Origin of the sequence: Streptomyces sp. NPDC002698 (assembly GCF_042888945.1) — a bacterium.
Classification (GTDB): domain Bacteria; phylum Actinomycetota; class Actinomycetes; order Streptomycetales; family Streptomycetaceae; genus Streptomyces.
In genome coordinates this window covers 78,340-103,824 of sequence record NZ_JBIAQM010000021.1, presented here as the reverse complement: position 1 = coordinate 103,824, position 25,485 = coordinate 78,340, and the positions used below count along the sequence as shown (strand labels likewise).

Below are 25,485 nucleotides of genomic sequence, written 5' to 3'. Positions count from 1 at the left end.
ATGAGCACTGAGCCCACCACCATCCGCTGGGAACAGGACGAGACCGGCGTCGTCACCCTCGTCCTCGACGACCCCAACCAGTCCGCCAACACCATGAACGCGGCCTTCCGCGCCTCCCTCGCCGCGATCACCGACCGGCTGGAGGCCGAGAAGGACTCGATCCGGGGCGTCGTCTTCACCTCCGCCAAGAAGACCTTCTTCGCGGGCGGCGACCTGCGCGACCTCATCCGCGTCACGCCCGAGACCGCCCAGGACCTCTTCGACGGCGGCCTCGCCATCAAGCGCAACCTGCGCCGCATCGAGACCCTGGGCAAGCCGGTCGTCGCCGCGATCAACGGCGCGGCCCTGGGCGGCGGCTTCGAGCTCGCCCTCGCCTGCCACCACCGGGTCGCCCTCGACACCTCCGGCACCAAGATCGGCTGTCCCGAGGTCACGCTCGGCCTGCTCCCCGGAGGCGGCGGAGTCGTCCGCACCGTACGGCTGCTGGGCATCGCCGACGCCCTGCTGAAGGTCCTCCTCCAGGGCACGCAGTACAACGCGACGCGCGCCCAGGAGAACGGTCTCGTCCACGAGGTGGCCGCCACCCCCGAGGAACTGCTCGCCAAGGCCCGCGCCTTCATCGACGCCAACCCCGAGTCGCAGCAGCCCTGGGACAAGCCCGGCTACCGCATCCCCGGCGGCACCCCGTCGAACCCGAAGTTCGCGGCCAACCTGCCCGCCTTCCCGGCCAGCCTGCGCAAGCAGACCAACGGTGCCCCCTACCCGGCCCCGCGCAACATCCTCGCGGCCGCCGTCGAGGGCTCCCAGGTCGACTTCGAGACGGCCCAGGTCATCGAGGCCCGTTACTTCGTCGAGCTGGCCGCGGGCCAGACCTCGAAGAACATGATCCAGGCCTTCTTCTTCGACCTCCAGGCCGTCAACTCCGGCGCCAACCGACCCAAGGGCATCGAGCCCCGCCCGGTCCGCAGGGTCGCCGTCCTCGGCGCCGGGATGATGGGCGCGGGCATCGCCTACTCCTGCGCCCTCGCGGGCATCGACGTCGTCCTCAAGGACGTCTCGGCCGACGCGGCGGACAGGGGCAAGGCGTACTCCGAGAAGCTCTGCGCCAAGGCGGTCTCGCGGGGTCGTACGACCCAGGAGAAGGCCGACGCGCTGCTCGCCCGCATCACGCCCACCGCCGACCCGAACGACCTCGCGGGCTGCGACGCGGTCATCGAGGCGGTCTTCGAGGACACCGCGCTCAAGCACAAGGTGTTCCAGGAGATCCAGAACATCGTCGAGCCCGACGCCCTGCTCTGCTCCAACACCTCCACCCTGCCGATCACCGCCCTCGCCGAAGGCGTCGAGCGGCAGGAGGACTTCATCGGGCTGCACTTCTTCTCGCCCGTCGACAAGATGCCGCTGGTGGAAATCATCAAGGGCGAGCGCACCGGCGACGAGACGCTGGCCCGCGCCTTCGACCTGGTCCGCCAGATCAGGAAGACCCCGATCGTCGTCAACGACTCGCGCGGCTTCTTCACCTCCCGCGTCATCGGCCACTTCATCAACGAGGGCGTGGCGATGGTCGGCGAGGGCGTCGAGCCCGCCTCCGTCGAACAGGCCGCCGCCCAGGCCGGGTACCCGGCCAAGGTCCTCTCCCTCATGGACGAGCTGACGCTCACCCTGCCGCGCAAGATCCGCAAGGAGTCGAAGCAGGCCGTCGAGGAGGCGGGCGGCACCTGGGAGACCCACCCGGCCGAGGCCGTCATCGACCGCATGGTCGACGAGTTCGGGCGCCCCGGACGCAGCGGCGGCGCGGGCTTCTACGAGTACGGCGAGGACGGCAAGCGCGGTCTGCTCTGGCCCGGTCTGCGCGAGCACTTCACCAAGCCGGGGCACGAGATCCCGTTCGAGGACATGCAGGAGCGCATGCTCTTCTCCGAGGCGCTGGACACCGTCCGGCTCCTGGAGGAAGGCGTCCTGACCTCCGTCGCCGACGCCAACATCGGCTCCATCCTCGGCATCGGCTTCCCGGGCTGGACCGGCGGCGTCCTGCAGTACATCAACGGCTACGAGGGCGGGACCGGTACCGGACCGGCCGCGTTCGTGGCCCGCGCCCGGGAGCTCGCCGAGCGCTACGGCGACCGTTTCCTCCCGCCGGCGCTGCTCGTCGAGAAGGCGGAGAAGGGCGAGCGTTTCACCGACGCGGCCTGATCCGTGCGGCCTGCGCCGGGTGCGGCCTGCGCCGGGTGCGGCCTGCGCCGGGCCGCACCCCGGCCCGGGCCGCACCCCGGCACACACGGGACCTGGGGACACACCGCACCACGGCCCGCGGCACACCCGGGCACACGTCGCCCGGCACACGTCGCCTCCGGGCACCCGCCCCGAGGCGGCGTGTCGCTGAGTGGTACGAGGGACTTGCTCCACGGGGGCGGGCACCGGACGCTGACCGGCGAACCGGTACCCGCCGACGCCGAGGAGCCCCCATGGGCCGCCGCCCCGCCCTCGCCCTGCTGGACATCCTGCGCGGCGAGGGCGTGGACCGTGTCTTCGGCAACCCCGGCACCACCGAACTGCCCTTCCTGGCCGCCCTCGCGGAGGCCGAGGACGCGCCGGAGTACGTCCTCGGCGTCCACGAGGGCGCCGTCGTCTCCATGGCCGACGGCTACGCCCGCGCGACCCGGCGGCCCGCCTTCGTCAGCCTGCACATCGCCGCAGGACTCGCCAACGGGCTCATCGGCCTGCTCAACGCCCGCCGCTCCCGCACCCCGCTCGTGGTGATGGCGGGCCAGCAGGACCGCCGCCACCTCCAGCAGGACCCGATGCTGTCGGGCGACCTCGTCGGGCTGGCCCGCCCCGCCGTCAAGGCGGCCATCGACGTCCAGCACGCCCGCGACCTGCCGCTCGCGGTGCGCCGGGCTTTCGCTCTCGCGGTACGGCCGCCCGCCGGACCGGTGTTCCTGTCCGTGCCGATGGACCTGCTCGCGGAGGACACCGAGGTCGAGATCCCGCGGCGCACACCCGTGCCGCGCGCCGGCCCGGCCGCCGGTCTGGACCGTGCCGCCGTCCTGCTCGGCCGAGCGGCCCGCCCCGTCGTCGTGGCCGGTGACGGCGTGGGCCGCGACGACGCCCTCGCGTCGCTCGTGCGCGTCGCCGAGACCTGCGGCGCGCCCGTCCACCACCAGCCGATGGCCGACTGCCTCGACTTCCCGACGACCCATCCGCTGTACGCGGGCATGCTGCTCCCGCGCCACGAGGCCATCAGGGACGCGCTCGCGCCGTACGACACCGTTCTGATCGCCGGGGCGCACGCGTTCACCCCGCACCACTACACCGCGGGACCCCCGCTGCCCCCGGGCCTCACCGTCGTCCAGCTCGACACCGATCCGGACGAGATCGGCCGCAACTTCGCCGCCGACCTCGGCCTGGTCGGTGCCCTCGCCCCCTCTCTCGACCGGCTGGCCGACCGGCTGCGCGACCAGGTGCCCGCCCACACGGCCAAGGCCCGGGTGCTGCGCGCCGGCGAGCGGCACGCGGCCGAACGAAGCCGTACGGAGGCTGCCGCCCGCGCCGCGTACTCAAGGGCGCCGCTCGCACCCCGGGCCGCCGCCCACGCCGTGGCGCACGGACTGCCACCCGGCGCTGTGGTGGTCGAAGAGGCCATCACCGTCGGCCTGTTGCTGCGCCGGCTGATCCGCCTGGACCGTCCCGGAAGCTACACCCACACCGTCGGCGGCGGACTCGGCTGGGGGACCGGGGCCGCCGTCGGCCGGGCCCTGGCCGAGCCGGGGCGGCCCGTGGTCGCCGTGCTCGGGGACGGCTGCGCCCTGTTCGGCCTGCAAGCCCTGTGGAGCGCGGAACGCTCCGCGGTACCCGTGCTGTTCGTCGTGATGAGCAACGGCGCCTACCGCACCCTTCAGGACACCTACGAGGCCATGGGCGGCCGAGGTCCCTGTCCCGGGACGGACCTCGGCGCGCTCGACTTCACCCGGGCGGCCGGGTTCTTCGGGATCGACGCCGTCAGGGCCGACAGCGCGGACCATCTGCGCGACCTCGTCGCGGGTGCGGGCGACCTGGTCCGCCCGATGCTCGTCGACGTACCGTTGAGATGACCGGCGACGGGCCCGGACATCTCCGCGAGGAAGCCGAGTTGACCGCCGCCTGCCGCCTGCCGCCTGCCGCCTGCGGAGGCGATCGGGATACCGCTTGCGTCACGGTCGGCGACGCACGGTGACCCGTCCCTTGTCATCCGGCGCCGCGCGCCCGACCATCGGTCCATGACGGAGGCCGCGGTCCCGAAGTCGGTGCTCGCGCGGGGTGCGGCGTTGCTGCGCGCCTGCGGGGAGTCCGCGGACGCGCTGAGCCTCGCCGAACTGGCGCAGCGCACCGGGCTGCCCAAGCCGAGCGCGCACCGGCTGAGCGGCGAACTGGTCAGGCTGGGACTCCTGGAACGCACCGGCGAGGGCCGCTACCGCATCGGCCTCGCCCTCTTCGTCCTCGGTCAGTCGGCGCCCTCCGCACGGGAGTTGCGCGACGTGGCCCTGCCCTACCTCGGCGATCTGCACGAGGAGACCCGCGAGAACGTGCACCTCGCCGTGCCGGACGGGCCCGACACCCTCTTCCTGGAGAAGATCACCGGCCGACGGGCCACCCCGATCGTCTCGCGCACCGGCGGCCGACTGCCCGCGCACTGCACGGCCACCGGCAAGATCTTCCTCGCGCACGACCCCCGGCCACCGCACCGGACCCTGCCCCGCCTGACCCCGCGCACCCTCGTCCTGCCGGGCCAGCTCGCCCGCGACCTCGCCGCGACACGGGCCCGCGGCTACGGCGTCAACCTGGAGGAGGCCGAGATCGGTGTCTCCGCCGTCGCGGCCCCCGTCTACGAACGGGGCCCCGGGGGACCGCGTCCGATCGCCGCGCTCTCGGTCACCGGCGGCACCCGCCGCCTGGACATGGACCGGGTCGGCGCACGGGTCTGCGCCGCGGCCCGCGCCCTGACGCGCGCCCTGTCCGCGTGACCGGCCCGGCGCCGCACCGCGCGGACCGTGCCCGGCATCGCGCGGACCGCCCTCAACGCCGCGCGGTCCGCGTCACCCCCGACTGCATCGCCACCGCCAGCGCGTGTTCCGTGAGCTGTCCGCCGTGCACCTCGCCCACGAGCCGCCCCCGGACGAACACCAGCACCCGGTCGCACAGTTCGGCCAGTTCCGCCGGGTCGGTGGAGGCCGTCAGCACGGCCGCCCCCGACGCCGCCAACTCACCGATGATCCGGTGCATCTCGGCGCGTACGCCGATGTCCACACCCCGGGTCGGATCGTCGAGGACGACGATCCGCGGCTCGACGGCGAGCCACTTGGCGAAGACGACCTTCTGCTGATTGCCGCCGGACAACCGGGCCACGATGTCGTCCGGGGCGCCCCGCAGCCGCAACCGGTCGGTCAGGGCCGACGTGCTCCGGATCAGCCGGGCGCGCGAGGGCAGCGTTCCGCCGCGCCCCAGGCTCAGCCGGCTCACCGCGGTGACGTTCTCCCAGACCGTACGCCCGGTCATCAGCCCGTAGCGCTTGCGGTCGCCGGGTACGAAGGCCACGCCCGCGCGCACCGCCGCCCGCAGGGACCGCGGCAGTCCCCGCCCGCCCACGTCGACGCGCCCGGCGGAGATCCCCGTACGGCCGCACACCACCTCCAGCGCGGTGAGATGGCCCGCGCCCTGGAGCCCGGCCACCCCCACCACCTCGCCGTCCCGGACGGTGAACGTGACGTCGGTGAGCCGCCCCGGCACGCTCACCCCGGACAGCACCACCGGCGGGGGCCCGTCCCCGGCCACACGTGAACGCCGTACGGGCAGGGGCGGGGCGCCACCGAGCATGGCCGTCACCAGTTCCGGCACGTCGACGTCGGCCCGGTGGACCCCGGCCAGCGCGACCCGTCCGTCCCGCAGCACCGTGACGCGCTGCGCGAAGCGCATGACCTCCTCCAGGAAGTGGGTGACGTACAGGACGGCGATCCCCCGTGCCGTCAGCGCCCGCAGTACGTGTTCCAGGCGGTCCACCGCGGCGGCGGGCAGCGCCGAGGTCGGTTCGTCGAGCACCAGCACCTGGGGGTGCCGCAGCAGTGCTCGGGCGATCTCGGTCAACTGCCGGTCGGCCAGAGTGAGTTCGGCGAGCGGTGTGCCGGGGTCGATGTCGAGGCCGAGTTCGGCGAGCACCGGCCGGGCCGCGCGGTCCATCGCGCGCCGGTCGAGCAGGCCGAACCGGCGCGGGGGAAGGTCGGGGTAGAGGTTCTCGCGGACGGTGAGGTCGGGGAAGAGGCTCAACTCCTGCGACACGACGGCGATTCCGCCCGAGCGCGTCTCGCGCGCCGCGCGTACCGTGCCCTCGTCCGGTGTCGACGTGCCGGACAGGATGCCCACCAGCGTCGACTTGCCGGCGCCGTTCTCGCCGACCAGCGCGTGCACCTCGCCGCCGCGCAGACCGATACCCACGCCGTCCAGGGCTCTGACCCCGCCGTAGGACTTGACCAGGCCGTACGCCGTCAGCAGCTCGCCGTCACCCATGTCAGCGCGCGTCCTTCAGCGGCTTCAGCCGGGCCTTCTGATCGCCCAGCAGCTTGTCGACGGTCGGCTTGTACCAGTCGTAGGCGGCCTTCGCGGACTTCTGGCGCGCGATGATCTCGTCCACGTCGGACCGGTCGACCACTCCGCCGGGGGACAGGAACCAGCCCTCGGGGAGTTCGCCGTCGTGGTCGCGTACCGCTTCGATCAGTATCGACGTGGACAGGTAGCCCTTGAGGAAGTGCTGGGGGTCGATGGTGACGAAGTTCGAACCGTCCTTGACCGCTTCGAGGGTCTTCGGGTCGACGTCGAAGCCCGCGGTGAGCCAGTCGCCGTGCTCGGCCTTCTTGATCTTCGCGAGGTTGTAGCTGTCGGCGTCGCCGACACCGAGGAAGGCGAGCGCCTTCGGGTGCGCGTTGACCTGCGCCGACCAGGCGCTGTAGTTCTGTCCCGGATCGCTGTACGTCTGGAACGGGCCGAGGATCTCGACGCCGGGGGCCTGCTTCCTGAAGGTGTCCGCGATGCCCTTCGCCCGGTTGTCCAGCACCGGCGTGCCGGGGTTGGGCACGCCGATCACGATCTGGCCCGTGGGATCCTCGCCCAGCCGTTCGAGAGCCTCCGTCGCCATCGACTCGCCCAGCGCGTAGTTGTCGTTGCCCACGTAGAAGCCGATCTTGCTGCCTTCGGTCGGCGAGGTGTCCAGGGCGACGATCGGGATGCCCTGGTCGACGGCCCGGGCGGCGGGGCGGGTGAAGAGCGGCGGGTCCAGGTTCTCCAGGACGATGCCGTCCTTGGCCCGGGCGGTCAGGTTCTGGAAGAGCTGCACCTCGGCGGGTCCGTCCGTGTTGGGCGGCCCGACCGCCTTGAAGTTCACGCCGCCGTGGTGGCTCGCGGCGCTCTGGGCGCCGAGGACCATCTCGTGGGCGAAGTTCAGGCTGATGTTGGCCACGGCGATGCCCATGTCGAGGCGGCCGCCGCTGCCGTCGGAGCCGCTGCCGGCGCCACATCCCGCGGTGGCGAGCAGAGCCAGCGCGGCGGGCACGGCGAGCAACGTACGCGATCGGGGGTGCATCACGGCCTCCAAGCGGATCCGGACGGGCTCTGAAGTCCGGAAGGGGGACCTCCGGACGGGTGCGGGGTACTGCGCTCGGGACCTCAGCGTCGGCGGCGGCCGGTTCTGCGCAGCGTGCTGTCCGCCGCGACCGCGACGAGGATCACGCCGCCGGTCGCGAACGACGTCCAGTTGATGGGTACTTCGAAGAAGACGAGTCCGGAGGCCACCACGGCCAGGATCATCGCCCCGGCGACCGCGCCGACCACCGAACCGCGCCCGCCGGCCAGCGGGGTGCCGCCGATGATGCAGGCGGCGATGGCCTGCAGTTCGTAGCCCTGGCCGAGCGTCGGGTCGCCGGCCCCGTAGAACGCGAGCGCGAGTGCCGCCGCGCAGGCCGTGGTCAGTCCGGACAGGGCGAGCGCCTGCACCCGGGTGCGGACCACCGGGATCCCGCTGAACTCGGCGGCCTCGGGGTTGGATCCGATCGCCCGCACCCGGGCCCCGTAACGCGTCCGGGTCAGCACGACCGTCAGGACGACGACCACGCCGAGCAGGACCCACAGCGCGAACGGCACCCCCGCCGCGTCACCGCCGGCCAGGGTGAAGAAGGAGTCGCCGAGCGGCAGGTCGGTGATCTGCTTTCCGTCGGCGAGCGCGAGTCCGACCCCGCGGTAGAGCATCAGCGTGCCGAGCGTCACGATGAACGAGGGCAGCGCGAGCAGTGTGGTGACCAGCGCGTTGAAGACGCCGAGGACGACGCCGGCGGCCAGCATCACGGGGACCGCCAGCCAGGGCGGCGTACCGTCGCGCACCAGCAGCGCTCCGACGACCAGGCACAACGCGTAGGTGCCGCCCACCGACAGATCGACCTCCCGCATGGCCAGCGCGAAGACCATCCCGCAGGCCATCAGCGAGATGTAGACGGAGTTGTGCGCGGTGGTGAGCAGGTTGTCGGCGGCGAGGAAGTCCGGGTAGGGGACGCCGATCGCCGCGACCAGCAGTGCGAGCACGACGAGCACCCCCAGCTCGTCGCGCACCAGCCGGCGCGACAGCCTGGCCGGCCACCGTCGCCCGCCGTCCTGTTCGCGGGCGTGCTCGGCGTCGTCCACGGCATGCTCGGTCTTGGCCATCGGGCACGGCTCCCGTACGTACGGCTGACGCTGGGCGGGTCGCCCCGCAGCGTGGGCCCGGCGAACGCCCGCGGCAACAGGGCCGTTCCGGCGAGTGGAATGTGCTCTTGCCGGGTTCCGGACGGCTGGCCACACTCGGCGCATGGAGACACGTACCGCACTGGTGACCGGAGCGGCGCAGGGCCTCGGACAGGAATTCGCCGTCGCGCTCGCCGGGCGCGGCCACCGGGTCGCGGGCCTCGACCTGGTCCCGCAGCCCGAGACGGCGGAACGCGTGCCGGACTACGTGGAGTTGATCGCCGACGTGACCGACGAGGCGCAGATCGCGTCGGCGCTCGACCTCGTCATCGAGCGGTTCGGCACCCTGCACGTGCTGGTCAACAACGCCGGTGTGTACCCGGAGTCGGCCTTCGAGGACACCACGCCCGAGGAGTGGCGGCGGGTCATGCGCGTCAACCTGGAGGCGCCGTTCCTGATGGCCCGTGCCGTACTGCCGCATATGAAGGCGGCGGGCTGGGGCCGGATCGTGAACATCACGTCCGCGGCCGTGCTCACGGCACCGCCCACGATGGTCGCGTACGTCTCCTCGAAGGCCGGACTGATCGGCCTCACCCGGACGTTGGCGTCCGCGCTCGGACCGTACGGCATCACCGTCAACGCGATAGCGCCGAGCATGGTGCGGACCGCCACCGCCGAACGGACCGTGGGCGCGGACGGCGGCTTCGAGCGTGTCCTCGCCCGACAGGCCGTCCCGCGCACCCAGGAGCCGTGCGACCTCGTCTCGACCCTCCTGTACGTGGTCGACGGGGGCAGCGGCTTCCTCACCGGCCAGACCCTCAACGTGGCAGGCGGATCGGCCTACTTGTGAGTGCCGGCACCGTCGGGCGGGCCCGGCCGGGCCCCGGCCTCCGGTGGGAGAGACGGCCCCGGATCAGGACTCCTTGAGCCATTCCCGCAACTCGTCCTTCAGGGAACGCTGGAACGCGGTCAGCAGTGCCTGCACCACCAGCGGCTGCATGTGCGCCGACAGCGACTTCACGGCCGCCACGGACTCCTGTTCGCCCACGGCGTTGCGCAGCAGGCCGGACAGCGCGTGGGCCGCCGCGCGCGCGTGCTCCAGCAGGACGGTCCGCGCGGCGAGGATCGTCTCGTCCGCGATCGGTACGTCCAGGAGCTCCAGGCCGAGCTTCAGCAGCCCGGGGTCCAGCCGGACCGGATCCCCCGTCCCGTCGACGACGCCCATCGCGGCGAGCCGCTCCAGGTCCGCGTCACGAAGCGGCCGCCCGGCCCGCCGATCCAGTTCCTCCCTGGTGACGTCCTCCATCGCGTCGGGTGCCCAGGAGGCCACCACGGCACGGTGGATGGCGAGGTCGTGCGCGCTCAGACCGGGCGGCAGCTGCGTCAGATGCCGTTCGATCGCGGCCAGTGTCATGCCCTGGTGCTGCAACTCCTCGATGAGCGCGAGCCGGGCCAGATGCTCCTGGCTGTAGCGGCCCACCCGGCGGGGGCCGATGACGGGCGGCGGCAGCAGGCCCCTGGCGCTGTAGAAGCGGACCGTGCGGACCGTCACGCCCGCCCGCGCGGCCAGTTCGTCGACCGTGAGAGCCGGCTCCTCGGTGTCCGTCGTCATGGCAGGTCCTCGCCTCTCGCGTCGTGCGGCGCGCGCCCAGGGTGACGGGTGACGGCGCGGTGCAACAGTATTGCTGTCCCACCAGTGTTGTGAAAGCGCCTGTCCAGGAGCGACGCGGGTCATGGCCCTTGACCGCCAGGAAGGAAGCAGCGGTGCCGGAAGGGCGTGGTCACCCGTTGAGCAGGTTCACCGAACCCGGCCCTACGTACGGTGAAGAGGTGTGCCGGCCATCGTCAGTGCACCGTTACATATCCCTCTGTCCACTGGTCTTCGTCGATCACGGCCTCTTCGATGTAGAAGCAGTTGGGTTCGTCGGCGAACCCGGGAAGGGTACGGGCGCGCTCGATGCGTTCTTGTGCCAGCTCGCGGCTCGAATAGACGCCGAGGTGTTTGACGTCGTCTCCGTCTTCTTCATCGGCCCAGAAGTCATCGGGATCCGCGAAGTGCCGAATCATTCCGTCCTCCTCGGCCTTGTGATGCACGTGCGACAGCAGGTAGACCTTGCCGGACTCGTCCATATCGTTTCGCAGACTTTCTTGTATTTCGATGGGAAAAAGACGGGCGCCTGTGGATGACGCGCGGGCAGTCGGCGCGAACCCGGGCCACCCGACGGCCGGACACGCGGGCCGGCCGTCCGGTGCGACTGATCGTCGCACAGGCCGTTTCAGTTCCTGGAAAGGTACTTACTGGCCTTGTCGCAGACCGACTTGGGCCGGCCACGTCGGTTGACGGACATCGTCAACCGACGTGGCCGTCGGCCGCCTCGTCGGGGATCCTGAAGAGGTGACGTTGAGGATCGACATCGGCGGACTGCCGTCCGAGCGGCTGCGGTTCGCCGCCTCCCCGCTGGCCGAGCTGACCGCGATGCTGCACGTGCTGGCCCAGCCCGGCCATCATCCGCAGCTCGCCGACTGGGCCGGGGACGTCTGGGCCGGGCTGCGGCCGGAGCTGGCCGAGCGGTTGCGGGAGGCGGACTTCCTCTGGCGTTCCTCACAGGCCGACTTCCTGGTCCCCGCCCGCCCTCGGCCCACCCTCGCCGAGGAGTTGGACGACGTGGACCGGATCGACGACGAAAGGTATGTGACCGCCGCGCTCGTCACCACGTGCGGCAGCAACCGCGTCCACTTCGGCGCGCCGTCGCCGCTCACCGACGCGACCGCGCGGGAGCGGGCCCTGGACCTGGCCCAGGCCCGCGGCGCGCGGCAGGAGGCTTTCGCGGAACGGCTGCTCGCCGACCCGGCCGCGGTGCGGGCGCGGGTGCGCCACACTCTCGAGCGGTGCGGCGAGGCCTTCTTCGACGCCGCCTGGGCGGACGTCGCCGTGCGACTGGCCACCGACCTGCGCGTGAAGAACGACCTGCTGAAGCGCCAGGGCATCGCGGCGGCACTCGCATCGGTCTCCAGCGCGGTCACCCTGTCCCCGGACGGTGACCACATCGTCGTCGACAAGCTGCAGGACAAGTCGACCGCCGCCCACGGCACCGGGGTCACCTTCATCCCCAGTGTCTTCGGCCGCCCGCACCTGGTGGCGGTCCACGCGCCCGGGTGGCAGCCGGTGGTGCAGTACCCCGTGGCCGAGCCGGGCCCGTCGGAGCCGGTATCGCTGGAAACGGTCTCACTGCGGCTGGAGGCACTGGCGCATCCGGTACGGCTGCGGCTGCTGCGTACCCTGGCCCGCGGTCCGCACACCACCCGTGAACTCGCCCACGCCTGGGAACTCTCACCCCCGGAGATCTCCCGCCACCTCGCCGTCCTGCGCCGCGCGGGCCTGCTCACGGCCCGGCGGCAGGGTCGTTACGTTCGCTACACCCTGAACCCGACCGATCTGACAGCGCTGGGCACCGACCTCCTGGCGGCCGTACTGCGCTGACCGGACCCCGGCCGGCGCCGTCCGGGGGGAGGGGGAGGAGCCGATTCAACCCCGTACGGGACGACGACTTCGGCCTGGGCGCCGCCCGGTTCGTCCAGGCCGAGCCGTACGCGCGGGTGGCGAACCGAGTGGCGAACCAGGTGGGCCGGCGGGGGCATGGAAGCCGCTTGCGGAAGTTTCTGCAATTCCTTGCGGTGATCGTCGGGGGCTGGTTGACTCGCTGCTCGCGTCCGAGAGGGAGAGCCATGAGCCGCGAGACCGACGTCCTCGTCCTGGGCGGTGCGGGTGTGGACACCATCGTCCACGTCCCCGAACTGCCGTTGCCCTACGCCGACAGCTACATGATCCGTCCAGGCATCGAGACCCGCGCCGGGCAGACCGGAGACTTCGTCGCACTGGGCCTGCACGCCCTCGGCCTGCGCACGCACCACCTCGACCTGCTCGGCGACGACCCCGAGGGCGACCTCGTGCGGGCCCTGCACCGCGACCGGGGCATCGCGCTCACCGAGATCCCCCAGCCCGCGGGCACCAAGCGCGCGGTCAATCTCGTCGGCCCCGACGGGCGCAGGCTGTCCCTGTACGACGACAGCCGGGCGAGAGAAGGGGACCGGCTGCCCGAGGAGACGGTGCGGGACCTGGCAGCATCGAGCCGGCACGCCCATGTGTCCATCACGTACCCGTGCGCCTTCGCCCTGCCGATCCTCCGGGAGGCCGGGGTGACCATCTCGACGGACCTGCACAACTGGGACGGCGAGAACCCGTACCACGAGGCCTTCGCCTACGCCGCCGACATCGTGTTCGTCTCCACGACGGCCCTCGCCGACCCCGTGACCACCATGCGGAAGATCGCGGAACGGGGCCGGGCCGAGGTGGTCGTCGCCACCGCCGGTGCCGAGGGCGCGTACATGCTGGCCGACGACGAGGTGACGCACATCCCCGCGATCCCGCCCCGCACACCGGTGGTCGACTCGAACGGCGCCGGGGACTCCTTCGCCGCGGGCTTCCTCTACGGCCGCCTGGCCGGCGAACCCCTCGGGCGCTGCGCCCTGTACGGCGCGCTGGCCGGCGCCTACGCCTGCACGGTACCCGCGACCCGGGCCGACGCCATCAGCCGCGCGGAACTCCTGGACCAGGCAGCGGAGTTCGACCGCCGGGAGGCCGAACCCGAGGCCGGGCCCGTGCGCCCCTGACGGGCAGCCCGAGGCCGACGACGGTCCGGCCGCCGATGATGTTCTCCAGCACGGCCGCGGCCTTGGCCGGGCGCTGCGGACGTGCGACGGGTCCGCGCCCCCGATGCGCCGGGACGCGGACCCGTGCCGCAGGCTGTGGGAGCGTGCCTCAGTCCGAGTGGACCGTGTCCGTCGCGGCGATCCTCTTCCACGACTTCGGCGGGACGACGGCGCCCTTCGCCGCGGCGGCCGAGGCCACGCCCACGCTCCGCGCCGCGGGCGCCGCAGGCTTCGACGGCTGGAACAGCCAGGTGTCGAAGAGCGCCGCGAGCGAGGTACCGGACACCTGCTCGGCGTACTCCCGGAAGTCGGCGACCGACGCGTTCCCGTACGCGTGTTCCTTCGGCCACCCCTTCAGGATGGCGAAGAAGGCGTCGTCCCCGACCTCGTCGCGCAGCGCCTGCACCGCCAGCGCGCCCCGGTCGTAGACCGCGATGTCGAACTGGTTGTCGGGACCCGGGTCGCCGGGCGCCACCGTCCAGAAGGAGTCGTCCGCCGGATGCGAGGCGTACACGTAGTCCGCGAGTTCCTGTGTCGTGCCCTCGCCCTCGTGCTCCGACCACAGCCACTGCGCGTAGCGCGCGAAGCCCTCGTTGATCCAGATGTCCTTCCAGCCCTTCAGCGACACGTCGTCGCCGTACCACTGGTGCGCCAACTCGTGCACGACCACGGAGGTGTTGGAGCCGTTCGCGAACTGCCGGGGGCTGTAGTACACGCGGGTCTGGGTCTCCAGCGCGTACCCGGTGGTGGTGTTGGGGACGTAGCCGCCGGCACTGCTGAAGGGATACGGCCCGAAGTAGCCGCTCAGCCAGTCGACCAGCTCGCCCGTGCGCTCGACACTGGCGCGCGCCGCCCCGTCGTTGTCGCCGAGGTCCTTGCTGTAGGCGTTGACGACCGGGACGCCGCCCTCGGAGGTGCCGGTCGTGATGTCGAACTTCCCGACCGCGAGCGTGGTCAGATACGTGGCCTGCGGCTTGTTGGACCGCCAGTTGTAACGGGTCCAGCCGAGCCGCGAACTCGTCGACTGGAGCGTGCCGTTGGAGATGGCCTGGGTGCCGTCGGGCACGGCCACCGACACGTCGTAGGTCGCCTTGTCGAGCGGGTGGTCGTTGCTCGGGTACCACCACCAGGCCGACTCGGGCTCGTCCGCCGCGACCGCCCCGTCCGGCGTGCGGTGCCAGGTCGAGAAGCCGTACGCGCTCTTCGTGGACGGCACTCCGCTGTAGCGGACGACGACCGTGACGGATGTGCCCTTGGCGAGCGGCTTCGCCGGGGTGATCTGCACCTCGTGCTCACCGGAGGCCGCGAACGACGCCTTCACGCCATTGACCCGGACCTCGCTCACGTCGAGCAGAAAGTCCAGATCGAACCGGGACAGGTCCTGCGTGGTGGTCGCCAGGAGGGTGGCCGTGCCCTCCAGTTGGTCCGTCGCCGGCTGGTACGTGAGCCTCAGGTCGTAGTGCGAGACGTCGTATCCGCCGTTGCCGTAGGCCGGGTAGTAGGCGTCGCCGATGCCCGGTGCTCCCGGGGTGTAGCTCGCCGCCGATGCCGGGATCGCCAGCAGCAGGGAGGCGGCCAGAGCGCCCGGGGCGATGAGTCTGCGGTGCACGTCAAGCTCCAAGTCGTCGGGGCGTGAAGTCGGTCCGGAGCCTATTCAGTCCCTGGGGTCCCGGTCATGTCCACGGCCACCCCTGTCACACGATCGCCATTCGGCCGACATGAGCCATCCGGCCCCAGGGGCCTGTCACCGACCCTCTGTCGCACAGGAGTTGACCGGGGTACCTTCCGCGCATGCCGATACCAGTGAGCCGAACGCGCTTCATGACCTGGAGATCGCTCGCGACGGCGGCCGTGGCCGCCCTGATGACCGCGTTACTCGTCCCGGCCGCCGCACACGGCGCCCCGGGACAGAGCACGCCGGTCTACTCGTACGAGAACGCGATCCGCGAGTCCGTCTGGGTGGACACCGGCCTCGACGGCGACAACGACGGACGGCACGACCGCGTCGCCGTCGACATCGTCCGGCCGCGCGAACTCGCCCGCCAGGGACGCAAGATACCCGTGATCATGGACGCCAGCCCGTACTACTCCTGCTGCGGGCGCGGCAACGAGAGCCAGAAGAAGACGTACGACGCGAACGGTCACGTCGTCCAGATGCCGCTGTTCTACGACAACTACTTCGTGCCGCGCGGCTACGCCTTCGTCGGCGTCGACCTCGCCGGCACCAACCGCTCCGACGGCTGCGTCGACGTGGGCGGCCGCTCCGACATCCTGTCCGCCAAGGCGGTCGTCGACTGGCTGAACGGCCGGGCCGAGGGCTACACCACGCGCACCGGCACCGCCACGGCCGGAGCCGGCTGGACCAACGGCAGGACCGGGATGATCGGCAAGAGCTGGGACGGCACCATCGCCAACGGCGTCGCCGCCACCGGCGTCAAGGGCCTGAGGACCATCGTGCCGATCAGCGCCATCTCCTCCTGGTACGACTACTACTTCGCCAAGGGCGCCCCGCTCTACGACTCCGGCCCGGACTGGCTGTCCGGCTACGTCGACAGCCCCGACGCCCGCGCCAAGTGCGCGGCCGTGCAGCGGAAGCTGGTCGACGAGGCGCCGCGCACCGGCGACTGGACATCGCTGTGGACCGAGCGCGACTACGTCAAGGACGCCTCGAAGGTGAGGGCCAGCGTCTTCCTCGTCCACGGCATGCAGGACCTCAACGTCCGCACCAAGAACTTCGGCCAGTGGTGGGACGCGCTCGCCAGGAACGGGGTCGAGCGCAAGATCTGGCTCTCCCAGACCGGCCACGTCGACCCCTTCGACTTCCGCCGCTCCGCCTGGGTCGACACCCTGCACCGCTGGTTCGACCACGAGCTCCTCGGCTACGACAACGGCATCGACCGCGAGCCCATGGCCGACATCGAACGCCACCCCGACCAGTGGGCCACTTCCGCCGTCTGGCCGCCCCGCACCACCGGTGCCACGACCCTGCGACCCGGTACGGGCGCGCAGCCGGGTGTCGGCACCCTCGGGCTCGGCCGGGGGTCCGGGACCGAGACCTTCACCGACGACCCAGGGCAGAGCGAGACCGACTGGGCCGCCCACATCGACCGGCCGACCGCCGACAAGGCCGGCTTCACCACCCGGCCGCTCACCCGCGACCTGCGGCTCTCCGGCTCCTCCAAGGTGACCGTCACCGCCACGCCGACCACCTCGACGGCCCACCTCTCGGCGGTCCTCGTGGACCTCGGCCCGGACACCATCCGTGACTACGCCGGTTCCGGCGAGGGCATCACGACCCTCACCGACCGCACCTGCTGGGGCGCGAGCACGGCCGGCGACAGCTCCTGCTACAAGGTGACCGAGGCGACCAGGACCGACGTCGAGCAGACGGTCCTCAGCCGCGGCTGGGCCGACCTCGGCAACCACGCCTCGGACCGAGGCGTTCCGCTCACCCCGGGCAAGGCGTACACCATCACGCTGGACCTGGCGGCCACGGACCACGTGGTCCCGAAGGGACACCGGCTCGCGCTGATCGTCGCGGGCACCGACAAGGACCTCATCGACCCTCCCGCCGGTACACCGACCCTCACTCTCGACCTGTCCCGCACCTCGGCCCGAGTGCCCCTGGTGGGCGGCGCGGACGCGTTCGAGCGCGCGACGGCGGGCTCCGCGGCGGCACCGGCCGCGTCCGTCCTCGACGGCGTACGCGCCCCGCGCGCCGCGCACCGAGTCCCGGGGGAGGACCACTGAACCCTCACCCCTCACCCTCTGCCCCTCTGCCCCCTGACCCTCTGACCCTCTGACCCTCTGACCTTCTGGTCCTCGGGCCCGCTGAACGGCCGGCCCGCCGACCTTCGGCCCGCCGCGGACGGAGTTCAGACGGAGGCGGCCGGACCGACGAGTCCGGCCGCCTCTCGCGCGCACCCCCACGCCACGGTGACCCCGGCGCCCCCGTGCCCGTAGTTGTGCACCAGCACCCGTCCGTCCGGCCGGACCTCGCGTTCCAGCCGGACGGTTCCGCGCACCGGCCGCAGCCCCACCCGGTGACCGAGCACACGGGCTCCGGCGACCTCGGGACGCAGTGCCACGCACCGCTCGACGATCCGCGCCGCCACCTCCGGGTCGGGAACCCGGGACCAGTCGTCCTCGTCCGCGGTGCCGCCGAGGATCACCCGGTCCGGTTGCGGAAAGACGTACGTCGTCGTCCCGGCCGCCGGGTCGGCCGAGACGAGCCACTCACGGATCCCGGGATTCTCGACGATCACGAGCTGTCCGCGCACGGGCCGTACGGCCGGGTCGGGTACGAGTTCGCGGGCGCCGAGGCCCGCGCAGTTCACGACGACCGGCGCGTCCGGCTCCGCGAGGTCCGTCACCGTCCGTTCCTCGACCGTCCCGCCCGCCCGCAGGAACCGCTCCCGCAGATGACGCAGATGCACGGGCATGTCGATCAACGGCAGCCGTGCCCGCAGCGCGGTGCCCGGATACTCCTCGGCCGTCGCCGCGCGCAGTCCGGGTACCCGCGCCGCCCACGACCCCAGTTCGTCCAGCCGCGTCTCGCCCATGACCCCCTCGACCAGGCGTACGCCACTCTCCTCGGGCCGCGCCGCGAGCTCCTCGTACACGGAGAGGGACACGAGGGCCCACGCGCGGGCGAGCGCCTTCGGCGCGATGCGGTACGGCCACCACAGGGCCCCCGCAACAGCCGAGGTGGTCCGCTCGGCGGGCTCCCGTGCCCACACGCGGACCCGCCTGCCGGCCTCGGCCAGCACCAGGGCCGTCGTCAGGCCGACGACCCCGCCGCCGACCACGATCACATCACCGTTCCCGGGCTTCTCCATGCCGGGACGTTAGCGGAGCATGCCATGCGGTGGTGTCGCGTCACTCTCCGCAAGGGGATACTCACGTCATGTCCTCCGAGTACGCCACCTTCGGCCTGGCCCCGGCGATGCGTGCCGGTGGAGTCGTCACGGACGGTGACCACCGAGTACGCCGGGACTTCGTCGATTTCATCGTCGACGGACTCCCGCTGCTGTGCCGGCTCTCCGGCCTCGACGCGGTCTCCCCGCTCGCCTCCGACGTACCGCCCGCGATCTTCACCGCGCAGGTGCGCAACCTGCTCCTGGAGGCGGACGCCCCGCTCGACGGGGGCAGGTACGTCATCTACGGCTGTCCCGAGTGCGAGACCGTCGAATGCGGTGCCGTCACCGCGGTCATCGAGAAGGAGGGTGACGACTACGTCTGGCGGGACTTCGCCTGGCAGACCGGCGCACGGGCCGATCTGGAACGCAACGGCTACCACGGCATGGGGCCGTTCCGCTTCCACGGTCCCGGGTATCGCGCCACGCTCGACTCCCTGCTCGACGGTGGCCCGCGTTCCCGCCGCCGCGTTCTGGAGCGTGCCGGCGGAACCTGCGGCCCGTCCGCGGCCCCCGACCGGGCCTGACGGTGACCGGTGGCCCGGGAAACCCGGGGCCGTGGAGATCGGCGGTGAGGGGGAGTGCGGCGGGCCGTTAAAATCGGCTCCCTGATGACTGCCACCCTCGTCGCCAAGAACCTCACCGCCGGACACGGCGACCGCGCGCTCTTCGCCGGACTCGACCTCGTCGTCGCGCCCGGCGACGTGATCGGACTCGTCGGCGCCAACGGCGCGGGCAAGTCCACGCTGCTGCGGCTGCTCGCCGGCCTCCTCACCCCGGAACAGGGTGAGCTGCGGCTCTCCCCGCCGTCCGCGACCGTGGGGCACCTGCCCCAGGAGCCGGAGCGCCGGGAGGGTGAGACCGTACGGGACTTCCTCGCGCGCCGGACGGGTGTCGACGAGGCCCAGCGGGTGATGGACGCGGCGACACAGGCGCTCGTCGACGGGGCGCCCGGCGCGGACGACGCGTACTCGACGAGTCTGGAGCGCTGGCTCGACCTCGGCGGCGCCGACCTGGACGAACGGGCCGAGGAGGTCGCCGACTCACTGGGGCTCGGCGTCGGTCTCGACCAGCTGATGACGTCCCTGTCCGGAGGTCAGGCGGCCCGGGCCGGACTCGCCTCCCTGCTGCTCTCCCGCTACGACGTCTTCCTCCTCGACGAGCCCACCAACGACCTCGACCTGGACGGTCTGGAGCGCCTGGAGCGCTTCGTCTCCGGTCTGCGCGCCGGGACCGTCGTCGTCAGCCACGACCGCGAGTTCCTCACCCGCACGGTCACCAAGGTCCTCGAACTCGACCTGGTCCAGCAGCAGATCACGCTGTACGGCGGTGGCTACGAGGCGTACCTCGAAGAGCGTGAGACCGCCCGCCGGCACGCACGCGACGACTTCGAGGAGTACGCCGACAAGCGCTCCGCCCTCGAGGGCCGGGCCCAGATGCAGCGCGGCTGGATGGACAAGGGCGTCAAGAACGCGCGGCGCAAGGCGAACAACGACAACGACAAGATCGGCCGCAAGTTCCGCAGCGAGGCCAGCGAGAAGCAGGCCGCGAAGGCCCGGCAGACCCAGCGCATGATCGAGCGGCTGGACGTCGTCGAGGAGCCCCGCAAGGAGTGGGAGCTGCGGATGGAGATCGCGGCGGCCCCGCGATCGGGCGCGGTGGTCGCCACCCTGCGCGACGCCGAGGTGCGGCGCGGGGACTTCACCTTCGGTCCGGCGACCCTCCAGATCGACTGGGCGGACCGGGTGGCCGTCACCGGCGCGAACGGCGCCGGCAAGTCCACCCTGCTGGGCGCGCTGCTCGGCCGGGTGCCGCTGTCCGCCGGCCACGCCACGCTCGGTTCCGGTGTGGTCGTCGGCGAGGTGGACCAGGCCCGCAAGCTCTTCCACGGCTCCGAGTCACTGCTGGACGCGTTCGGCGCGGCCGTCCCGGACACGGAACCCGCCGAAGTCCGCACGCTGCTGGCCAAGTTCGGGCTGAAGGCGGAACACGTCCTGCGCCCGGCGGCCACGCTGTCCCCGGGCGAACGCACCCGCTCGGCGCTGGCACTCCTCCAGGGCCGGGGCGTCAACCTGCTCGTCCTGGACGAGCCGACGAACCACCTCGACCTGCCGGCCATCGAGCAGCTGGAATCGGCCCTGGACTCCTACGAGGGCACGCTCCTGCTGGTCACCCACGACCGCCGCATGCTGGACGCGGTCCGTACGACCCGCCGCCTGGAGGTGGCCGACGGCAAGGTGACGGAACACTGAGCCTCGCGGCCCCGGGCCTCGCAGCCTTTGGCCCCGGGCTCCCGGCCCCAGGCCTCGCGGCCACCGGTCCCGGCCATCAGCCACCGGGTCGTCCGGCCCCGGCCCCGGGTCTTCCGGCCCGGCTCTCCGGCCTCCCGGCTCTCCGGCCTCCCGGCTCTCCGGCCTCCCGGCTCTCCGGCCTCCCGGGACTTCGGCCGTTCCGGTCTCCCGGTGCGGAAGTGGGAGGGGCGGCTGCCGAATCGGCAGCCGTCCCTTCCGTGTGTCAGCCCGGTGTCACTTCCGTCCCCGCTCGGGACCGGTCAGGCCCGCGCGCCGCAGGGCGTCAGCCATGGCGCTGTTCGCCGGCGGCGGAGCCTGCCGGGAGCCGCCCCCGGCACCGCCCCCCGTGCCGCCGCCGCGGCCCTGGCGCTGCTGCTGACCACGCGGCTGCTGGCCGCGCTGCTGGGGCGGCCGTCCGCCCCGCTGGGACCGGCCGCCGCCCTCGGCCTCCGGAGCCGCCGCCTCGTCGTCCAGCCGGAGCGTCAGCGAGATCCGCTTGCGCGGGATGTCGATGTCCAGGACCTTCACCTTGACGATGTCGCCGGGCTTCACGACGTCCCGCGGGTCCTTCACGAACGTCTTCGACAGCGCGGAGACGTGCGCCAGGCCGTCCTGGTGGACGCCGATGTCGATGAACGCCCCGAAGGCCGCGACGTTCGTGACGACCCCCTCCAGGACCATCCCGGAGGACAGGTCGGAGATCTTCTCCACACCGTCCTTGAAGGTGGCCGTCTTGAAGGCGGGCCGCGGGTCGCGCCCCGGCTTCTCCAGCTCCCTCAGGATGTCCGTGACGGTCGGCAGGCCGAACTTCTCGTCGACGAAGTCGGCGGGCTTCAGCGAGCGCAGCACACCCGTGTTGCCGACCAGGGACGCGACCTCGCTGCCCACCGTCTTCACCATCCGCCGCACCACGGGGTACGCCTCGGGGTGCACGCTGGACGCGTCCAGCGGGTCGCTCCCGCCCCGGATCCGCAGGAAGCCCGCGCACTGCTCGTAGGCCTTGGGGCCGAGCCGGGCCACACCCTTGAGGGCCGTACGGGAGGTGAAGGGTCCGTTGGCGTCGCGGTGCGCCACGATGTTCTCCGCGAGGCCGGAGGTGATGCCGGAGACCCGGGCCAGCAGCGGGGCGGAGGCGGTGTTCACGTCCACGCCCACGCCGTTCACGCAGTCCTCGACCACCGCGTCCAGCGAGCGGGACAGCTTCACCTCGGACAGGTCGTGCTGGTACTGCCCGACGCCGATCGACTTCGGGTCGATCTTCACCAGCTCGGCCAGCGGGTCCTGGAGCCGACGCGCGATGGAGACGGCGCCGCGCAGCGACACGTCCATGTCGGGCAGTTCCTGCGAGGCGAACGCGGACGCGGAGTACACCGACGCGCCCGCCTCGGACACCATGACCTTGGTGAGCTTCAGCTCCGGGTGCTTCGTGATCAGCTCACCGGCGAGTTTGTCGGTCTCGCGGGAGGCCGTGCCGTTGCCGATCGCGACCAGCTCGACCGCGTGCTCCTCGGCGAGCCGGGCGAGCTTGGCGACGGCTTCGTCCCACTTGTTGGCCGGGACGTGCGGGTAGATCACGTCCGTGGCGACGACCTTGCCGGTCGCGTCGACGACGGCGACCTTCACGCCCGTACGGAAACCGGGGTCCAGGCCCAGCGTCGCGCGGGTGCCCGCCGGGGCGGCGAGCAGCAGGTCCCGCAGGTTCGCCGCGAAGACGTCCACCGCCTCGTCCTCGGCGGCGGTGCGCAGCCGCAGGCGCATGTCGATGCCGAGGTGCACGAGGATGCGCGTGCGCCAGGCCCAGCGGGCGGTGTCCGTCAGCCACTTGTCGCCGGGACGGCCGCGGTCGGCGATCCCGAAGCGGTGGGCGACGATCCCCTCGTACGAGGACGGTCCCTCGGTGGCCTCCTCCGGCTCCAGGACGAGATCGAGGACGTCCTCCTTCTCGCCGCGCAGCATGGCGAGGATCCGGTGCGAGGGCAGCGCCTTGAAGGGTTCGGCGAAGTCGAAGTAGTCGGCGAACTTGGCGCCCGCCTCCTCCTTGCCCTCGCGCACCTTGGCGGCGAGCCGTCCGCGTACCCACATGCGCTCGCGCAGCTCGCCGATCAGGTCGGCGTCCTCGGAGAACCGCTCGGTGAGGATCGACCGGGCGCCGTCCAGGGCGGCCTGCGGGTCGGCGACGCCCTTGTCGGCGTCGACGAAGGCCGCCGCCGCGGCGAACGGGTCGACCGACGGGTCGCCGAGCAGGCCCTCGGCCAGCGGTTCGAGACCAGCCTCGCGCGCGATCTGCGCCTTGGTGCGCCGCTTGGGCTTGAACGGCAGATAGATGTCCTCGAGACGCGCCTTGGTCTCGGCGGCCCTGATCTGCGCCTCCAGCTCGGCGCTGAGCTTGCCCTGCTCGCGTACCGACTCGAGGATCGCGGCCCGCCGGTCCTCCAGCTCCCGCAGATAGCGCAGCCGTTCCTCGAGGGTGCGCAGCTGCGCATCGTCGAGCATCTCGGTCGCTTCCTTGCGGTAGCGGGCGATGAAGGGCACCGTCGAACCGCCGTCGAGCAAGTCGACGGCGGCCTTGACCTGCCGCTCCCGTACGCCGAGTTCTTCGGCGATCCTGCCTTCGATGGACCCTACGAGGGGTGTCGTCACGATCCCGTACCGCCTTCTCCACTGAGGTTGCGCGGCAATTGTGGCAGGTGGCACCGACATCGGGGGCTCAGGGCGGCACTCGGGGGACCGCGCGCCGTGTCCGGACCCGGTCCGCGCCCGGCACACCCGCTCCGGCCCGGCTCCTCAGCCCTTGCCGATCATTCCCTCCGGGAACGCGCCGGCGGCGAAGGCGGTCATCAGCAGACCCTTCGCGATCTCGGTGAGCCGTTCGACCCCGGCGGCGCCCAGGTGCTCGTAGGGAGCCCGGTCGAGGCGGTCCGTCCGGGCCTCGATGTCCCGGCGCAGCTCCGTACCGGCCGGTGTCAGCTCGCCGTCCGCGTCGAGCAGCCCGCGCTCGCGCAGCCGCCCGGACGCCGCCTCCCAGTCGTACCGGGACCAGCCGCGGGTGCCGAGCACCCACTGGGGCACCATGCCCTTGCCGGTCGCGGTGTGGCTCACCAGGGCCTCCACCGGGTCGAGCTCCGCGTCGAGCAGCGCCGCGAGGTGACCGTCGCCCCGGTGCTCGCGCAGCAGGGTGGCCGCGTGCCAGAGCGCCAGGTGCGGCGCCTCGGGCACGGGCAGGTCGGCGTGAGCGGCGTACAGCGGGCGGAAGGCGCGGGTGCAGGCCTCGGCCGCGCGCAGGGCGAGCTTCGCCGCCTCGGCCACCTCCTCGGACGCGATGACGTCCTCGCCGAGCAGCCGCCTGAGCGTCGCGTCCACGGCGCGCAGACGTGCCGCGAGCACCGTCTCCGGGGAGGCGGCCCGCCACACCGCGGGCACATGTCCGGCGACGAGCTCGTGCCGGAAGTTGAAGAACGTGGCCGTCACCGTGCCCGCGCCGACCGCGCCCATCGCGGCGGCCCGCACCGCGAAGTAGGCGCTGCGCTCGTTCCCGACGCCGACCGCGGCCAGCTCACGGCCCAGATCGGGCGAGAAGTAGCGCGTCGAGTGCAGCGGGTTGAGGACGTTGTGGCAGCGCCGGCCGGCGCGCTCCGGCAGTGGAGGGGTCATACCCCGCACATTACCGACTGGTTGGTATGTCGTGAACTCCCGGACCCTCGATGGCAGGAAAGGTGGGATCCTCGACATTGCGGCTCTCCGCGCACCGGTCGAGAATCGAGACATGCGAACGGTCCTGATCGTCCTCTTCGACGGCGTGCAGAGCCTCGATGTCACCGGCCCCCTGGAGGTGTTCGCGGGCGCCGAGACCTGCCGCGGCGGCTCGTACCGCATCCGCACGGCCTCCCTGGACGGCTCCCCGGTCCGCTCCTCCAGCGGCCTCGTCCTGGTCCCGGACCAGGCGCTCGCCGACACGGCGGTCCCGCACACCCTGCTGGTTCCCGGCGGCAGCGGAACCCGGCGCCCGGATCCCCGTCTGATCGGCTGGCTGCGCGCCCACGGCCCGCGCGCCGAGCGCCTGGTCTCGGTGTGCACCGGCGCCGCCCTGCTCGCGGCGGCGGGCCTGCTCGACGGCCGTCGCGCGACGACCCACTGGGCCTACTGCGACAGCCTCGCCCGCGACCACCCGGCGGTCACGGTCGATCCCGACCCCATCTACGTACGCGACGGAAACGTGTCCACCTCGGCGGGCGTCACCTCCGGCATCGACCTGGCCCTCGCCCTCGTGGAGGAGGACCTGGACCGTGACACCGCCCTCACCATCGCCCGCCATCTCGTCGTCTTCCTCCGGCGGCCGGGCAACCAGGCCCAGTTCAGCGCCCAGCTCGCCGCCCAGACGGCGCGCCGCGAACCGCTGCGCGAGGTCCAGCACTGGATCTCCGAGCATCCTGGCGACGACCTGAGCGTCGAGTCGCTCGCGGTCCGCGCCCGTCTCTCGCCCCGCCACTTCGCCCGTGCCTTCCGGACGGAGACGGGCACGACGCCCGGCCGCTACGTCGAGCGGGTACGGCTCGAACACGCCCGCCGTCTCCTGGAGGACACCACGGACGGCATCGAGGAGGTCTCCCGGGCCTGCGGCTACGGCACGCCCGAAGCCATGCGCCGTGCCTTCGTGAAGTTCCTCGGCTCGGCACCCGCCGAGTACCGGCGCCGCTTCCGGCCGGCTCCCGCCGGCTGACGCCCCCGCCACCTCGCGCGGGCCGACACCCCACCCCTGGTACGCCCTGCCCCGCTCCTCGCCGCGCCCCATGCCCCTACCGGGCGGCTCCCTGATGCCGCCGGCACCCCACGCA

18 protein-coding genes and 1 pseudogene are annotated in these 25,485 nt (G+C 72.4%); 10 read left to right on the top strand and 9 right to left on the bottom strand.

Annotated features, from left to right (window positions below; all coding sequences use genetic code 11):
- The 3 genes from ACFYW9_RS26685 to ACFYW9_RS26675 all read left to right on the top strand — a co-directional run bounded on the left by ACFYW9_RS26685 (position 1) and on the right by ACFYW9_RS26675 (position 5,000).
- The gene (locus ACFYW9_RS26685; RefSeq protein ID WP_389155161.1) at positions 1-2,193 is read left to right on the top strand and encodes a 3-hydroxyacyl-CoA dehydrogenase NAD-binding domain-containing protein; all 2,193 of its coding nucleotides are present in this window, start codon (positions 1-3) and stop codon (positions 2,191-2,193) included.
- A 272-nt stretch (positions 2,194-2,465) separates the two neighbouring features.
- Positions 2,466-4,091, top strand: coding sequence for a thiamine pyrophosphate-binding protein (locus tag ACFYW9_RS26680; RefSeq protein WP_389155158.1), 1,626 nt, complete (start codon positions 2,466-2,468; stop codon positions 4,089-4,091).
- Positions 4,092-4,256: 165 nt separating this feature from the next.
- Positions 4,257-5,000 carry an IclR family transcriptional regulator gene (locus ACFYW9_RS26675; RefSeq protein ID WP_389155155.1) on the top strand — a complete coding sequence of 248 codons (744 nt, stop codon included), beginning with the start codon at positions 4,257-4,259 and terminating at the stop codon, positions 4,998-5,000.
- Between the two features lie 52 nt (positions 5,001-5,052).
- Here ACFYW9_RS26675 and ACFYW9_RS26670 read toward each other — a convergent pair whose 3' ends face one another.
- The 3 genes from ACFYW9_RS26670 to ACFYW9_RS26660 all read right to left on the bottom strand — a co-directional run bounded on the left by ACFYW9_RS26670 (position 5,053) and on the right by ACFYW9_RS26660 (position 8,718).
- Positions 5,053-6,537 carry a sugar ABC transporter ATP-binding protein gene (locus ACFYW9_RS26670; RefSeq protein ID WP_389155152.1) on the bottom strand — a complete coding sequence of 495 codons (1,485 nt, stop codon included), beginning with the start codon at positions 6,535-6,537 and terminating at the stop codon, positions 5,053-5,055.
- Position 6,538: 1 nt separating this feature from the next.
- Positions 6,539-7,606: a sugar ABC transporter substrate-binding protein gene (locus ACFYW9_RS26665; RefSeq protein WP_389155149.1), complete on the bottom strand. Its 1,068-nt coding sequence runs from the start codon at positions 7,604-7,606 to the stop codon at positions 6,539-6,541.
- Between the two features lie 83 nt (positions 7,607-7,689).
- Positions 7,690-8,718, bottom strand: a complete 1,029-nt coding sequence (locus ACFYW9_RS26660) for an ABC transporter permease (protein WP_389155145.1) — start codon at positions 8,716-8,718, stop codon at positions 7,690-7,692.
- A gap of 142 nt (positions 8,719-8,860) precedes the next feature.
- Here ACFYW9_RS26660 and ACFYW9_RS26655 point away from each other — a divergent pair, with 142 nt between their 5' ends.
- Complete coding sequence (locus ACFYW9_RS26655) at positions 8,861-9,586, top strand: SDR family NAD(P)-dependent oxidoreductase (protein WP_389155142.1); 726 nt, start codon at positions 8,861-8,863, stop codon at positions 9,584-9,586.
- A gap of 63 nt (positions 9,587-9,649) precedes the next feature.
- Here the strand turns inward: ACFYW9_RS26655 and ACFYW9_RS26650 are convergent, their stop codons facing one another.
- Positions 9,650-10,348: a MerR family transcriptional regulator gene (locus tag ACFYW9_RS26650; RefSeq protein ID WP_389155139.1), complete on the bottom strand. Its 699-nt coding sequence runs from the start codon at positions 10,346-10,348 to the stop codon at positions 9,650-9,652.
- A gap of 233 nt (positions 10,349-10,581) precedes the next feature.
- A complete protein-coding gene (locus ACFYW9_RS26645; protein WP_389155136.1) occupies positions 10,582-10,866 on the bottom strand; it encodes a hypothetical protein in 285 nt (94 codons plus the stop codon).
- Positions 10,867-11,131: 265 nt separating this feature from the next.
- On the opposite strand from ACFYW9_RS26645, the gene ACFYW9_RS26640 reads away from it, so the two are divergent.
- Positions 11,132-12,217, top strand: a complete 1,086-nt coding sequence (locus ACFYW9_RS26640; protein WP_389155133.1) for a DUF5937 family protein — start codon at positions 11,132-11,134, stop codon at positions 12,215-12,217.
- A gap of 245 nt (positions 12,218-12,462) precedes the next feature.
- On the top strand, positions 12,463-13,407 hold the full coding sequence (locus ACFYW9_RS26635; protein ID WP_389155130.1) for an adenosine kinase: 945 nt from the start codon (positions 12,463-12,465) through the stop codon (positions 13,405-13,407).
- Positions 13,408-13,555: 148 nt separating this feature from the next.
- On the opposite strand, the gene ACFYW9_RS26630 is transcribed toward ACFYW9_RS26635, so the two are convergent.
- A complete protein-coding gene (locus tag ACFYW9_RS26630; RefSeq protein WP_389155127.1) occupies positions 13,556-15,055 on the bottom strand; it encodes a M1 family metallopeptidase in 1,500 nt (499 codons plus the stop codon).
- A 182-nt stretch (positions 15,056-15,237) separates the two neighbouring features.
- Between ACFYW9_RS26630 and ACFYW9_RS26625 the strand changes: the two genes are divergently transcribed.
- Positions 15,238-17,196 carry a Xaa-Pro dipeptidyl-peptidase gene (locus tag ACFYW9_RS26625; protein WP_389155124.1) on the top strand — a complete coding sequence of 653 codons (1,959 nt, stop codon included), beginning with the start codon at positions 15,238-15,240 and terminating at the stop codon, positions 17,194-17,196.
- A 125-nt stretch (positions 17,197-17,321) separates the two neighbouring features.
- Here the strand turns inward: ACFYW9_RS26625 and ACFYW9_RS26620 are convergent, their stop codons facing one another.
- The gene (locus ACFYW9_RS26620) at positions 17,322-18,284 is read right to left on the bottom strand and encodes an FAD-dependent oxidoreductase (RefSeq protein WP_389155121.1); all 963 of its coding nucleotides are present in this window, start codon (positions 18,282-18,284) and stop codon (positions 17,322-17,324) included.
- Positions 18,285-18,352: 68 nt separating this feature from the next.
- Here ACFYW9_RS26620 and ACFYW9_RS26615 point away from each other — a divergent pair.
- Positions 18,353-18,838, top strand: a pseudogene (locus ACFYW9_RS26615) (oxidoreductase); the annotation flags it as partial.
- 135 nt (positions 18,839-18,973) lie between these two features.
- Positions 18,974-20,614 (top strand): ABC-F family ATP-binding cassette domain-containing protein, encoded by a 1,641-nt coding sequence (locus ACFYW9_RS26610; protein ID WP_389155118.1) that lies wholly within the window; start codon positions 18,974-18,976, stop codon positions 20,612-20,614.
- A 273-nt stretch (positions 20,615-20,887) separates the two neighbouring features.
- Here the strand turns inward: ACFYW9_RS26610 and ACFYW9_RS26605 are convergent, their stop codons facing one another.
- Both ACFYW9_RS26605 and ACFYW9_RS26600 read right to left on the bottom strand, forming a co-directional pair.
- Positions 20,888-23,293 (bottom strand): Tex family protein, encoded by a 2,406-nt coding sequence (locus ACFYW9_RS26605; RefSeq protein ID WP_389155115.1) that lies wholly within the window; start codon positions 23,291-23,293, stop codon positions 20,888-20,890.
- 144 nt (positions 23,294-23,437) lie between these two features.
- Positions 23,438-24,304, bottom strand: coding sequence for a hypothetical protein (locus ACFYW9_RS26600; protein WP_389155112.1), 867 nt, complete (start codon positions 24,302-24,304; stop codon positions 23,438-23,440).
- Positions 24,305-24,416: 112 nt separating this feature from the next.
- Between ACFYW9_RS26600 and ACFYW9_RS26595 the strand changes: the two genes are divergently transcribed.
- Positions 24,417-25,370 (top strand): GlxA family transcriptional regulator, encoded by a 954-nt coding sequence (locus ACFYW9_RS26595; RefSeq protein WP_389155109.1) that lies wholly within the window; start codon positions 24,417-24,419, stop codon positions 25,368-25,370.
- The last annotated feature ends 115 nt before the right edge of the window (positions 25,371-25,485 follow it).